This window comes from Bacillus sp. 123MFChir2 (genome assembly GCF_000383235.1).
Taxonomy (GTDB): Bacteria; Bacillota; Bacilli; order Bacillales; family Bacillaceae_G; genus Bacillus_A.
In genome coordinates this window covers 136,166-150,479 of the sequence record NZ_KB910926.1, presented here as the reverse complement: position 1 = coordinate 150,479, position 14,314 = coordinate 136,166, and the positions used below count along the sequence as shown (strand labels likewise).

Here is a 14,314-nt window from a genome sequence, read left to right as displayed (position 1 = left end):
CGCTGGCTAAGGTTCTTTCCCACAGAAGGTGCTTTTTACCTTCTCGTGGGGAAGGTTCTTAGACGGAAGGGGCTAGGAGCCGGAGCTAGATATAACTAAAAGCGGAAGCGGCTCGCTCAGAACAAGAGGGGGATGGAGCTTCTGACATAGAGGCGCTTTTTGCCTCGGCGGAAGACGCCGATATTTTATGTATACAACTATGAAAGCCCAGCTACTTATCGCAGCTGGGCTTTCATACTATTCTTCACGAACTGATTCGACTTCTTTTTTCTTCGGTTTCGCTAATTTCACAACAAAGAAATATAACAAAATAAGAGTTATAATAAATACGATTAACGTTGACTGCGTTCATACTGAAAATAATAATTTTATCCCAAATCCAACAAGTATAATACCGCCAAGTACTTCTCCATATGTTCCAAGAATACTTTGTGCCCTGCGACCAATTAACAATCCAAACCAAGTAAGCATCATACTCACAATACCGAATATGAGAATTGCAACAAACGTACGCGCTCCGTAAATACCGAGACTTAAGCCAACAGAAAAACTATCCATACTCACACTAAAAGCAAACAATAGTAAACTTGCTCCGGCCGGAACATTTCTATGCTCATCATCGTGTGACATTGACGTATACACAATGTGAAATCCTAATCCCATTAATAAAATACTACCTATAATAGTCGCAATAGAACCAAATTGCTCTGATAGAAAACGCCCAAGCATCATACCGATAAAAGGCATAATAATATGAAATGTACCAATTGTAATGCCTATATAAAAGATTTGACGCAGCTTAAGCGTAATCATGCCCATACCGAGACTAACTGAAAACGCATCAAGCCCTAGCGCAAATGCCATAATAAATAGCGGCAACAATTCGCTTATAATATGTTCAATTGTCATAATGTCCCCCCTCGGACTTGCTACTTCACAATATGCAAGTCCGAGGAGAGTTAGAATTTATTTTTCGAAGATGATTTGGTGACCAGCAGCTTTTGTTAAACGATTCATGATTGCACTACCGATCCCCTCACTTGGGAACGACTCGCTGAAAATAATATCAACACCACTTGCGTCAAATGTACGCAATACATCATAAAGATTTGTCGCAACGGTTGCTAACTCACTGCGCTTTCCGCAAGAAAGAACAACGTCCGCCTTATAGACATGCTCATATTCCTCTGTTGTTAATACACCTACTTTATAACCTTCTTGTTTTTTATTATCCACAAGTTGTTGAATAAATGTACGCGAACCGGACGCAATACTAAGCGGAGCTTTCGGTGCATAATGTGTATATTTCATTCCTGGTGATTTCGGTTTTTCCGTTTCATCCTTTAATGCTGGATCTAATAAAACAGAGCCAATTACCGTTTCTAATTGCTCCTTCGTAATACCACCTGGACGCAAAATCGTTGGTATTTCACTCGTACAATCTAGTACAGTTGATTCCACACCAACACCCGTTGCCCCGCCATCCACAATACCAGCAATTCTTCCGTCTAAATCTTCATATACATGAGAAGCGAGCGTTGGGCTAGGACGCCCGGAACGATTCGCACTTGGAGCCGCTATCGGTACACTTGCTGCTTCAATAAGCGCTAATGCTACTGGATGATCTGGCATACGAACTGCGACCGTCTCCAGTCCAGCCGTTACTTTTTCAGAGATCCCTTCTTTTTTCGGAAAAATAAGCGTTAATGGTCCTGGCCAGAAATGCTTCATTAATACATCCGCAACTGGCGGAACATCAGCTACAATACCATCTAATTGTTCTTCCGTACCAATATGTACAATAAGCGGATTATCGCTTGGTCTTCCTTTTGCTTCAAAAATTTTTGCAACAGCTTCGTCGCTTAATGCATTCGCACCAAGTCCGTACACTGTTTCAGTCGGAAACGCTACCGCTTCATTTTCTCGTAATAAATGCGCTGCTTCTTGTAATTGTGGATAATCTTTTTTTATTTCCACAACATTATCCACAGTCCACATTTTTGTATTCATTTTTTTCCACGTCCTTTTCTGCTATGAAATACTTGTTATTTGTAGTTTACTATGAGATTTATCCAAAAGACAAATAAGATTTATCCACAAAATGTGGATAAATCCATTTAATCAGTGGATAACTTTGTGAATAGCTGACAATTTAGTATAATTACGTTCGGCTGTTTTATATTTTTACAAAAATGTTCTAATTCCTGAATTCCTTCTGATACAACAGCTTTTTCCACCATTTCAAATTGAAAAAACTGAAATATTGTCACAGACTGTGGACTATTTGTGAGTAAATATAATTGCTCAATATTTTTCTCTTTAATATACTGTAAAAACGTTTCAAAAAAATGTAGGAACATCGTTTTATCCACAGCAGGTGTGAATAAACAAGAACGAAGAAGCGCATCACTTCCAGTTTGCTCATACCCAACAGCCGCTTGAATTTGTTCCTCTTCCTCTAATATCATAAAATTTCCATACAATTGATCTAATCGTTCTTCCTTCATCTGAGCTTGTCCAAAAAAGATCTGCAGTCTTTCCACATCTGCTTTTGTAGCAAAACGAATTTGTTTCATACACAATCCCTCCCCATACTTGTATATATGAGAAGGGATTCTCTTTTAGAACCTATTTTGTAACTACTCAGCTATACCTTTTAGAAATTTAGAAGAAGGTATGGTTCTAGTGAAGATGTGTCTCTCTATTACTTACAAATTCATTTTTTTGCATATAGACTGCTGTCATGCAAACAAGGCAGGAGCCTGCACTGTTTGGCTACTTTTGTTTTCAAACCTTGCACGTGGCAGGAAAAGGCCCTGACCGCTCCTATGCATCACCAGTCCCTCCCTGGCCATTTAAAAAAATGCTTTTCTGCCTTTTTTCATAAAGTAACTGAGTAGTTACCTTATTTTGAAAATAAAGATGTAAATGCTTCTACAATAAACAATTTTACTTCTGGCTTTTCTTCCGTTTCTTCTACCACCTTCACTTGCTCTTCTTGTTTACTAATACGTGGTTCTTCTTGCTTGCTTTCTTCTTGTAATTCTTTTTCGATACGGTTTTCTTGCACAGCCTTTGCCTTCACTTTTTGTTTCGGCGTGCTGCGCGCCTCTTTCTTCACTTTAAGAGATTGTTTTACTTCTTCTTTCACAATTTCTTTCTGTTCATAATTTTCTTCTATATCGTCTTCATCAATTGTTTCTGCCTGTACAACATTCTCTTCTCGCTTTACAGCTGTACCACTTGAGAAGTCTAAGAAACACATAGGCGGGAATAACACGCACCACCAATTTGCCCCTTCACCTTTTCCTATTGTCACAAGTACCGCTTCATACTCTCCAGCTGGATAAATAAAATTTCCATATACTTTCGTTGGAAATTTTATGTGTTTATTAAACTGAACTGCAAAGGCTTCCTTACTACCTTCTCGTTTCAATGTTTTTGCAACTGTTTGTTCAAGTTCTGGGATACGACTTTGAATGACGCGGCGTGCGTCTTTAAACGATTTTAACTCTGCCACCCAGCCATCAATTTGCGCTTTCACTTCATCACGCACTTTACGTTTTAACTCTTGATCTTCCTTCGAATCACTATTAGCTAAAATCCGTAATCGAATTGCCTCTTTCGGAATTACGACAGGTCCTTTTGCATCAGCTTTCATATATCCAAAGTGCGCAATCATTTGTGCACCAATTAATAATAAAAGTAGATAAGCAATCGTTTGTTTTTTCATCTTATCTCCACCGCCCCTTCAGTAAAACAGTGTAGACAAGTTTTTTTCTTTCTAAACTACTAAATTTAGAATCTATTGTTTTTAGGTGATTATATCAATTAAAAAACGAACAGAAAACCCTTTTCTTTTTAGATGGGCGAGAGGGACTGGCCGTGCATAGTAGCGGGCATGTTGTATTTTGCATCGCAACAATCTATGTGTTAAAAAATCAAGTTGGATACATATCGACCGCTTTGTAGAATATATCGGCGCTTCGACGATATTCGACATGCCAGACACGCTAGATACACTACAGGGAGCTGACTCAGAATCAGCTCCCTGTTAACATTACATTTCCGCGAAGACCATGCGATCTTTCCCGTTAATATCAAATACAACCGCTACATGCGCATGAGGGAATGTTTCTTGCAGCAAGGCACGCACATCTTCACCTTGTCCTACACCCACTTCAAAAGCAACAATTGCCTCCTCTTGCAGCACCTTTGGCAACTCTTCCATAAAGCGTCTATAGAAATCAAGTCCATCTTCACCACCAACAAGTGCCCGCTTTGGCTCATGCTCTTTCACTACAGAAGAAAGCCCTCGCCAATCCTCTTCCGGAATATAAGGCGGATTTGACACAACGACATCTAGTTTTTGCTTCGTTTCCTGAAATGGCGACAATAAATCACCGTGATAGAACGTTACATTTGCCTCAAGTTCTTTCGCATTTTTCCGCGCCACTTCAATTGATTCCGTGGCAATATCGACTGTGTATACATGTAAATGCGGATTTTCTAAAGCCAGAGTAATTGAAATCGCTCCGCTCCCAGTACCAATGTCCGCCACATGTACATCTTTATCCCCAAATTTACGACGAATACGCGTTAGCACACCTAGCACAAGCTCTTCTGTTTCCGGCCTTGGAATGAGCACTTCTTCATTAACGAAAAATGAACGTCCATAAAACATTTCATATCCAATTAAATACTGAACAGGTATGCCTGCTACATGCTTGTGGATAAAGTCTGAAAAAGTACGCTCTTGTTCTGCCATTAATTCTTCACGCATATTCATCATTAAACCTGTTCGATTCATCTTTAATACATGACAAAGGACAATTTCTCCCGCATTTTCATCACGTCCATGTTCACGTAAAAAAGAAGAAGCCCATTTCAGGGCTTCATAGACACGCATTACTCAGCTGCCTCCATCTTTTGCGCCTGATCTTCCATCACTAAGGCGTTGATGAAATCATCTAACTTACCTTGTAAGATTTGATCTAGCTTTTGAATCGTTAAACCGATTCGATGGTCTGTAACACGGTTTTGCGGGAAGTTGTACGTACGAATACGCTCAGAACGATCTCCCGTACCAACAGCTTGTTTACGGTTTTGATCGTACTCAGCTTGTGCTTCTTGTCTAAACTTATCATAAACACGTGCACGTAATACTTTCATTGCTTTTTCTTTATTCTTAATTTGTGACTTTTCATCCTGACAAGAAACAACTACACCAGTCGGTAAATGCGTCAAACGTACCGCCGACATCGTTGTATTAACACTTTGTCCACCAGGGCCACTAGAAGCAAACGTATCAACACGAACATCTTTTTCATGAATATCGACTTCTACTTCTTCTGCTTCTGGTAATACAGCTACAGTTGCTGTAGAAGTATGGATACGTCCGCCAGATTCTGTTTCGGGAACACGTTGCACACGGTGTGCACCATTTTCAAATTTCAATTTTGCGAAAGCGCCTTTACCGTTGATCATAAAGATAATCTCTTTATATCCACCTAGTTCTGTATAGCTCGCTTCGATAATTTCAGTTTTCCAACCTTGCACCTCAGCATAACGGCTATACATACGGTATAAATCACCAGCAAATAAAGCAGCCTCATCGCCACCAGCAGCCCCACGAACCTCAACGATAACGTTTTTATCATCATTCGGGTCCTTTGGAACAAGTAAAATTTTCAAACGCTCTGATAATTCCTTCTCTTGTCCCTCTAGCTCAGAAACTTCTTCTTTTACCATTTCGCGCATGTCAGCATCCAACTTCTCTTCTAACATCGCTTTTGCATCTCTTAATTGTTCACGAACATCTTTATACTCACGGTACACCTCTACCGTTTCTTGCATATCAGATTGTTCCTTTGAATATTCACGCAGTTTATTCGGATCACTAATAACCTCTGGATCACTTAGAAACTCGTTTAACTTTTCATAACGATCTTCTACAGCTTGCAAACGATCTAACACACCATTCACCTCAACATCCTAGTCTCTAATACACATAGTATATGGCACATAACAAAAAAAACGCAAATTATATTTTAAAAGCGAAGGCGGCTCGCTCAGAATGGGAGGGGGATGGAGCTTCTGACGTAGAGGCGCTCTTTGCCTCATAGGAAGAAGCGAAGCCACCGACCATTCTTGCCGCCGGAGCTAGATATCACCAAAAAAACAGATTCACATCTAACTGTTCGCATTTTCTAAAAAAACCCGCCTTATGTAGCGAGTTTTTATCTCTATTTAATTGATATAGCATGGCAATGACGACAACGTGGTTCATATGATTCCGATGCGCCAACTAAAATAATTGGGTCATCAAAAGAAGCTGGTTCCCCATCGATTAAACGTTGCGTACGACTTGCAGGAGATCCGCATTCAGCACATACTGCTTGCAATTTTGTTACATGCTCCGCAATTGCCATAAGCTGAGGAACTTGTCCAAATGGTAGACCGCGGAAATCTTGGTCTAAACCGGCAACAATTACACGATAGCCTTGGTTTGCCAATTCTTGCACCACTTCCACAATGTCCCCATCAAAAAATTGCACTTCATCAATTGCTATAACATCAATATCTTCTGTTACGTGTTCAAACATCTCTTTTGAAGCCGCAACAGGAACTGCTCTTACTTTCAATCCATTATGCGACACGACATCTTCTTCGCTATAACGGTTATCAATGCACGGTTTAAATACAATTGCGTTTTGCTTTGCAAATTGCGTACGACGCACACGGCGGATGAGCTCTTCTGATTTCCCGGAGAACATGCTTCCACAAATCACTTCAAGCCAACCGTGTTGATTTATTAAGTACATAAAAGCTCCCCCTTTCACCCATATGAACTCATTTTGTTTTTTCGACATATAGATTGCTGCTATGCAGGTAAAAAAGGAGCCTACTACTTTCTCCCTTTGTTTGAACTTCGCATGTGGCAATAAAAGGCCCTGACCGCTTCTATTCATGGCCAGATGCTCTCGCCCACCTAAAAAAAGATGGTTTTATGTCGTTTTTTAATTTGGATTTATCTACTTATTCTTAATCTAAGTAGGTAAAGGTTTATATTTTCGCAAAAAAAACAGACAAGCGGATATATACACTTGCCTGCTTTATGTTTGTTATTACTTAAGGCCGTATTTCTTATTGAAGCGGTCAACACGTCCGTCTGCAGTAGCAAACTTCTGACGTCCTGTGTAGAATGGGTGAGAATCAGAACTGATCTCAACTTTTAGTAATGGATAAGTGTTACCATCTTCCCACTCAGTAGTTTCGTTAGAACCTTTTGTAGATCCGCTTAAGAATTTGAAGCCTGTGTTTGTATCCATAAATACAACTTTCTTGTAATCTGGATGGATTCCTGCTTTCATTCTTTTCATCTCCTTCCGCCCTGAATCATTTTCGAAACAGAGTTTTTTCATCATTAGCTGTTATCACAACTGTAGTGATGAAACGCACATGATGAAATTATAACAAGGCTATCTGCATTTTGCAACTACCTGTTTTTAGCATTACTTCATCGTTACATATCTCTTTGAATCTGCAGGGATATTTTGCAAGAATTCTTCATTTGTCTTTGTTTGACGTAATTTACGCAAGAAGCTTTCGATGAAGTCTGGCGTATCTCTCATTGTTTTACGAATACCCCATAACTTATCCAAATGTTCTTTCGGAATCAATAAATCTTCTTTACGTGTACCAGAACGACGAATATCAATAGCTGGGAAAATACGACGTTCTGCTAAAGAACGATCTAAGTGAAGCTCCATATTTCCTGTTCCTTTAAACTCTTCATAAATGACATCATCCATACGAGACCCTGTATCAACAAGAGCTGTTGCTAAAATTGTCAAGCTACCGCCCTCTTCAATATTACGAGCCGCTCCAAAAAAGCGCTTTGGTCTATGGAATGCCGCTGGGTCAATACCACCAGATAACGTACGTCCGCTTGGCGGAATTACAAGGTTGTATGCACGTGCTAAACGGGTAATACTATCCATTAAAATGATAACGTCTTTTTTATGCTCAACAAGACGCATCGCACGCTCTAGTACAAGTTCAGCTACTTTAATATGATTTTCTGGTACTTCATCAAAAGTAGAACTTACAACATCGCCTTTTACAGAACGTTCAATATCCGTTACTTCCTCTGGGCGTTCGTCAATTAAAAGCACAATCAGTTCTGCTTCTGGATGATTTGTTGTAACGCTGTGTGCAATTTCTTTTAACAGTATCGTTTTACCGGCCTTTGGCGGTGCAACGATAAGACCACGTTGCCCAAATCCAACTGGTGCAATTAAATCCATGATACGTGTTGATAATTTCTTCGTTTCCGTTTCCAATTTCATTTGACGATTTGGATATAACGGTGTTAACGCTGGAAAATGTACACGTTCTTTTGCTGACTCTGGATCATCTCCATTAACCGCCTCAACTTGTAACAATCCGAAATAGCGTTCATTTTCTTTCGGAGGTCGTACCTTACCAGAAACTTTATCTCCATTACGCAAATCAAAACGACGAATTTGCGAAGCTGAAATATAAATATCTTCAGAACTCGGAGAGTAGTTGATTGGACGTAGGAATCCAAATCCTTCTGATTGAATAATTTCCAGTACACCTTCCATGAAAAAGAAACCTTCTTTTTCTGCTCGCGCTTTTAAAATTGCAAAAATTAACTCTTTCTTCGTTAATTTGCTGTAATAAGAAATCTTAAATTCTTTTGCAAGTTCATATAACTCTTTTAACTTCATGTTCTCTAATGCTGAAATTGTTAAATTCATTCGGACACCACACTTTAATATTATTCTCTTTTTTCATTGGATAAGGAAAATTTTGGAAGGTTAATACATATTAATGAAAGGCAATAAGTACAAGTAGAGTAATATTCACTATTGTAACCCTTTTACCTCATTTTAATCAATACATTGCAAGACAAATACAAGAAGCGAAGACAATAAAATTTATCTTCGCTCTATCCATTACTTTTACACTTCTTATTTTATCCCACATTAACGGACAACAAGACCCCATCTCAAGATTCTGAGAAAATCGATGGGGGGTAACTGCCCGTACGATTCTAATTGGTTATAACTTCTTTTATTGGAAATGAAGAAAAATTCCCACTCATGGAAGTTTTACTTTATAACTAAATTTGGTTTTTTATTCAAACTGTGACGTCCGTCAACAAAGCGGACTGTTCCCGATTTTGCGCGCATAACAAGGGAGTGCGTTGTACCAGTACTTCCTTTAAATTGAACACCGCGTAGTAATTCACCGTCCGTAACGCCTGTTGCTGCAAAGATTGCATCGTCACCTTTTACTAAATCTTCCATACGAAGAACACGGTTAACGTCACCAATGCCCATTTTTGTACAACGTTCTAATTCTGCTTCACTTTGCGGGAGAAGCTTCCCTTGAATTTCTCCGCCTAAACATTTTAATGCCACAGCAGCTAGAACTCCCTCCGGTGCACCGCCAGATCCGAATAAAATATCAACACCGGTGCGATCAAATGCTGTGTTAATAGCACCAGCTACATCACCGTCGTTAATCAACTTAATGCGCGCTCCCGCTTTACGAATTTCCTCAATAATTGCTTGATGACGCGGTCTATTTAAAATAGTTGCTACGACATCTTCAATATCTTTATTTTTCGCTCTTGCAACAGCACGTAAGTTATCAATAACCGGTGCATTAATATCCACTGCACCAACAGCTTCTGGGCCAACCGCAATTTTATCCATATACATGTCAGGGGCATGTAGCAAGTTTCCATGGTCCGCTACGGCAATGACTGCTAATGCATTCCATCCTCCTGCTGCAACGATATTTGTTCCTTCTAACGGATCAACCGCTACGTCAACGCGTGGACCATATCCAGTCCCTAATTTTTCACCGATATATAGCATTGGCGCTTCGTCCATTTCCCCTTCACCAATTACTACAGTTCCTTTCATCGGTACTGTGTCAAACACATCGCGCATCGCTGAAGTTGCCGCTCCATCTGCTTCATCCTTCTTACCGAGTCCCATCCAGCGTGCTGATGATAGCGCTGCAGCCTCCGTTACACGTACTAATTCCATGGATAAACTTCTTTCCAATCTAATCCCTCTCCTTTAAGCCGTAATATTTATATTTCTCCCACACATAACATTCTTCTTATCCTGTTTCCTCTTACACTTTGCGCAAGGATATCGCTTTCCCTATATAAATACATTTTGATTTTTCGACATATAAGTCACTGTTATGCAGAGGTTCCCTACTACTTTCTTTTTTGTTTTCACGTTGCATGTGGCAGAACAGGCTCTGACCTTTCTATGCACGGCCAGATGCTCTCGTCTGCCCAAAAAGAAAGGTTTTATGTCGATTTTTCAATTTGGATCTATATATAAATCCAAATTGATTTTTGGGAACACAAGTCGCAGCCGTGCTGAACGAAAAATAACCTGCTACTTTCTCCATCTCTCTGTTTGAACATCGCATGTGGCAGGCAAAGGCCCTGACCGCTTCTAATCACGGCCAGACGCTCTCGCCTCCCTAAAGAGAAAAGGGGTTTATGTCAGTTTTTAATTTGTATTTATATATACAAAGCTCTTTAGGCGTTTTTCATCTGTTCAATCTCTTGTCTTGTCATTTTTTCACGCCAAATTTTTGCTCCAAGACCTCGAAGCTTGTCCTCTAAATTTTCATAGCCGCGATCAATATGCTCGAGCCCCGTAACCTCTGTGATCCCTTCTGCCATTAAACCTGCAATGACAAGAGCGGCTCCGGCACGTAAGTCACTGGCTTTCACTTTAGCTCCTTGCAGTGAAATAGGGCCTGTCACGATAGCAGAACGACCTTCTACTTTAATTTGTGCATTCATTCTTCTTAATTCATCTATATGTTTAAATCGTGCGCCGTAAATGGTATCTGTCACAACTGCCGTTCCACTAGCCTTCGTTAATAACGTCGTAAACGGTTGCTGTAAGTCAGTTGGAAACCCTGGATATACGAGCGTTTTTACATCTACCATTTTTAACCGTTGATCTCCGCCTACCACAATTTGATCATCGTGTGTTTCTACTCTTACACCCATTTCTCGAAGCTTAGCCGTTATAGATTCTAAGTGCTGCGGAATCACATTATCAACTACAACTTCACCACCAGAAGCCGCACCCAAAATCATATATGTTCCAGCTTCAATGCGATCAGGAATAATAGAATGATAACAACCGTGAAGCGATTCAACACCATCAATACGAATCACGTCTGTTCCTGCCCCTTTAATACGAGCTCCCATACTCGTAAGCAGTGTGGCTACATCAATAATTTCTGGTTCTTTCGCTGCATTTTCAATGATTGTTCTACCTTTTGCACGCACAGCAGCAAGCATAATGTTAATTGTTGCACCTACGCTGACAACATCTAAATAAATACGCGCGCCCCGCAGTTCATCTGCACGTAAATATATTGCACCTTGCTCATTCGTGACATGTGCTCCAAGCGCTTCAAATCCTTTAATATGCTGGTCAATTGGCCTTGGTCCTAAATGACATCCACCAGGAAGCCCAATTACTGCTTGTTTGAAACGACCAAGCATTGCTCCCATTAAATAATAGGAAGCACGCAGCTTTTTTACCTTTCCATTCGGAAGAGGCATTGCTACCATCTTAGAAGGATCAATTGTCATTTCCTCATCTTGATGGTACGTGACAGACCCACCAATTTCCTCTAGCAAATCACCGAGTATTTTCACATCAGAAATATTAGGTACACCACCAATTGTAACTGGTGTTTCTGCTAAAATGGTCGCAGGAATAAGAGCAACAGCACTATTTTTTGCACCGCTCACACGAATCGAACCATGTAAGGGCACACCGCCTTCAATCAGCAACTTATCCATCTCAAGCCTCCTTCTTGTGAATTCATTTCCCGATCTATTCCCTACTTCAACCGGTAAGTCCACTACTTCGGATACGTCTTACACTTGCGAGTATATCCATGCTATTTGTTTCCTTTATTTTTACACAATTACAAAAATATTTCTCTTAAAATGCCCTAACAAGCAAAAATTTGTCTATCCTATAAAATGATCACGCTTTCATTATACAACGAAACGAAACCGTCTAAAAGGCTAGACGGTTTCTAAAGTCATTTTTAGAATTATGCTTGACCGTTAGAACCAAACTCACGAATTTTACCGATTACAGTCGCTTTAATTGCTTCACGACCAGGTCCGATAAATTTACGAGGATCGTAAACTTCTTGGTCTTTATTTAATGCTTCACGAACTGCTTTTGTAAACTCAATTTGGTTTTCAGTGTTTACGTTGATTTTAGAAGTACCTAAAGAGATAGATTTTTTGATGTCCGCTGTTGGGATACCAGTACCACCGTGAAGTACTAAAGGTACACCAGTTACGTCACGAACTTCTTCCATTTCTTTAAATCCTAAGTTAGGCTCACCTTTGTAAGGGCCATGTACAGAACCTAATGCTGGAGCTAGGCAGTCAATACCTGTTGCAGCTACTAGTTCTTTACATTCCTCTGGATTAGCGTAGATAACACCTTCAGCTACTACATCATCTTCTTGTCCGCCAACTGTACCAAGCTCAGCTTCTACAGATACGTTACGAGCGTGTGCATATTCTACTACTTTTTTAGTAGTTTCGATATTTTCTTCAAATGGGTGGTGAGAAGCATCGATCATTACAGATGTAAAACCTGCATCAATTGCTTCTTTACATTTTTCGAAGCTTGAACCATGGTCAAGGTGAATCGCAACAGGAACAGTAATGTTCATTTCTTCGATTAAAGCTTTAACCATAGCTACAACTGTTTTGAAACCAGTCATATGACGAGCTGCACCTTCAGATACACCTAAAATTACAGGAGATTTTTCTTCTTCCGCAGCAGCTAAGATAGCTTGTGTCCACTCTAGGTTATTCATGTTGAATTGACCAACTGCGTATTTTCCTTCTAGCGCTTTGTTTAGCATTTCTTTCATGGAAACTAAAGGCATGGTAAATCCTCCTAAAAACGTTTTTTTGTATCCGATAAGTTCTTATCGGTGGTAGTATCACCACAACGAGGAAAAATATGTATAATCACATACCGGACTTTCTTCTACACTCCATAGGATACCAACTTGTACTCAAAAACTCAACTGCATTCACCTGCTCATCAGCCTATGAAAACGCTTTTTTCATATATTTTAATAAAAAATTCACGATTATGCTTGTACAGCAATTTCTTTTCGCACAGCACTCCGAATTTCATCAATATCAAACGGTTTTGCAAAATGCATTAACGCCCCAAGTTCTTTCGCTTCTTGAATCATATCTAGTTCGCCATAAGCCGTCATTAAAATTACTTTAATGTCTTGATTAATTTCTTTTATATGTTTTAAAATTTCAATTCCGTCCATGCCCGGAATTTTCATATCTAAAACAACTAAATCAGGACAATCATTTTTCACGATATCAAGGGCTTGAAAACCATTTGCCGCTTGGAATGTTTCGTACCCTTCCTTTTGAAACACCTCATGTAATAAAACACGAATACCATATTGATCATCAACGATTAAAATTTTCCCTTCCATGCTCCCCAACCTTTCTATACTAAACACATAATTTGTATTTCTCATATCTCTTTCGATTATTTTCGCTTCTTTTTATCAAATTCCTTCCTAATTCTTTCTTATTTTACCGCTTCCCATTTCCTAGTGCTAGCACCACCATAAATAAATAAGCTATAATGAAAGCCGTTCAGCACGCTAGAAAGGAGCATCACCATGTTTAAAATTTTTTCTACTCAGCTAGGTGGCTATTTCACAAAAATTTCTCAGAAGGAAGAGATGAATATAGAAGATAGCGCTCGTTTACTTGCACAGGCATTAGCCTCAGATGGGCACATTTATTTGCATGGTACAAAAGAAATGGAAGGTGTAATTTGCGAGGCTTTATATGGACCCGAGCCTATGCAAAATGCAAAACGCCTATTTAATGGCGGTAAACAAGCAGACGTAACTACTTCTGATCGCGTACTACTTATTAGCCGGTTTTCCACAGATGAAGAAATCATTTCACTAGCAAAGCAATTGCAAGAAAACGGTTCTTTTATTGTTGGTATTTCAGCTAAACAAGAAGGCGAATTATCATTAGAACAATTCACCGATACACATATCGATACAAGGCTTGTAAAACCATTAATTCCAGATGATGACGGCTCTCGTTATGGTTTTCCAAGTTTAATGACAGCTTTATTTGCATATCACGGATTAAAATTTACAATCGATGACATTATGAATGAATATGAGTAACAGAAAA

14 protein-coding genes are annotated in these 14,314 nt (G+C 39.5%); 1 reads left to right on the top strand and 13 read right to left on the bottom strand.

Features of this window, described 5'->3' with window-relative positions; genetic code table 11:
* Nucleotides 1-348 precede the first annotated feature (348 nt).
* The 13 genes from H280_RS0103855 to H280_RS0103790 form a co-directional block, all read right to left on the bottom strand.
* Nucleotides 349-909: a manganese efflux pump MntP gene (locus H280_RS0103855; RefSeq protein WP_020059795.1), complete on the bottom strand. Its 561-nt coding sequence runs from the start codon at nucleotides 907-909 to the stop codon at nucleotides 349-351.
* 57 nt (nucleotides 910-966) lie between these two features.
* A complete protein-coding gene (locus tag H280_RS0103850; protein ID WP_020059794.1) occupies nucleotides 967-2,010 on the bottom strand; it encodes an L-threonylcarbamoyladenylate synthase in 1,044 nt (347 codons plus the stop codon).
* A 107-nt stretch (nucleotides 2,011-2,117) separates the two neighbouring features.
* Complete coding sequence (locus H280_RS0103845) at nucleotides 2,118-2,576, bottom strand: hypothetical protein (RefSeq protein WP_020059793.1); 459 nt, start codon at nucleotides 2,574-2,576, stop codon at nucleotides 2,118-2,120.
* A 329-nt stretch (nucleotides 2,577-2,905) separates the two neighbouring features.
* Nucleotides 2,906-3,733, bottom strand: coding sequence for a stage II sporulation protein R (gene spoIIR / locus H280_RS0103835; RefSeq protein ID WP_020059791.1), 828 nt, complete (start codon nucleotides 3,731-3,733; stop codon nucleotides 2,906-2,908).
* Nucleotides 3,734-4,060: 327 nt separating this feature from the next.
* A complete protein-coding gene (gene prmC, locus H280_RS0103830) occupies nucleotides 4,061-4,909 on the bottom strand; it encodes a peptide chain release factor N(5)-glutamine methyltransferase (RefSeq protein ID WP_020059790.1) in 849 nt (282 codons plus the stop codon).
* Nucleotides 4,909-5,976, bottom strand: coding sequence for a peptide chain release factor 1 (prfA, locus tag H280_RS0103825; RefSeq protein ID WP_028411089.1), 1,068 nt, complete (start codon nucleotides 5,974-5,976; stop codon nucleotides 4,909-4,911). Before prfA ends, prmC begins: the two co-directional genes overlap by 1 nt.
* A gap of 269 nt (nucleotides 5,977-6,245) precedes the next feature.
* Nucleotides 6,246-6,824 (bottom strand): thymidine kinase, encoded by a 579-nt coding sequence (locus H280_RS0103820; RefSeq protein ID WP_020059788.1) that lies wholly within the window; start codon nucleotides 6,822-6,824, stop codon nucleotides 6,246-6,248.
* 303 nt (nucleotides 6,825-7,127) lie between these two features.
* Nucleotides 7,128-7,373 (bottom strand): type B 50S ribosomal protein L31, encoded by a 246-nt coding sequence (locus tag H280_RS0103815; RefSeq protein ID WP_020059787.1) that lies wholly within the window; start codon nucleotides 7,371-7,373, stop codon nucleotides 7,128-7,130.
* 141 nt (nucleotides 7,374-7,514) lie between these two features.
* Nucleotides 7,515-8,786 carry a transcription termination factor Rho gene (gene rho / locus H280_RS0103810; protein WP_020059786.1) on the bottom strand — a complete coding sequence of 424 codons (1,272 nt, stop codon included), beginning with the start codon at nucleotides 8,784-8,786 and terminating at the stop codon, nucleotides 7,515-7,517.
* A 354-nt stretch (nucleotides 8,787-9,140) separates the two neighbouring features.
* Nucleotides 9,141-10,106: a class II fructose-bisphosphatase gene (glpX, locus tag H280_RS0103805; protein WP_020059785.1), complete on the bottom strand. Its 966-nt coding sequence runs from the start codon at nucleotides 10,104-10,106 to the stop codon at nucleotides 9,141-9,143.
* 494 nt (nucleotides 10,107-10,600) lie between these two features.
* A complete protein-coding gene (locus tag H280_RS0103800; RefSeq protein WP_020059784.1) occupies nucleotides 10,601-11,890 on the bottom strand; it encodes a UDP-N-acetylglucosamine 1-carboxyvinyltransferase in 1,290 nt (429 codons plus the stop codon).
* Between the two features lie 260 nt (nucleotides 11,891-12,150).
* Complete coding sequence (locus H280_RS0103795; protein WP_020059783.1) at nucleotides 12,151-13,008, bottom strand: class II fructose-bisphosphate aldolase; 858 nt, start codon at nucleotides 13,006-13,008, stop codon at nucleotides 12,151-12,153.
* A 210-nt stretch (nucleotides 13,009-13,218) separates the two neighbouring features.
* Nucleotides 13,219-13,587: a response regulator gene (locus tag H280_RS0103790; RefSeq protein ID WP_020059782.1), complete on the bottom strand. Its 369-nt coding sequence runs from the start codon at nucleotides 13,585-13,587 to the stop codon at nucleotides 13,219-13,221.
* A 192-nt stretch (nucleotides 13,588-13,779) separates the two neighbouring features.
* Between H280_RS0103790 and H280_RS0103785 the strand changes: the two genes are divergently transcribed.
* The gene (locus tag H280_RS0103785; RefSeq protein ID WP_020059781.1) at nucleotides 13,780-14,307 is read left to right on the top strand and encodes a DUF2529 domain-containing protein; all 528 of its coding nucleotides are present in this window, start codon (nucleotides 13,780-13,782) and stop codon (nucleotides 14,305-14,307) included.
* The last annotated feature ends 7 nt before the right edge of the window (nucleotides 14,308-14,314 follow it).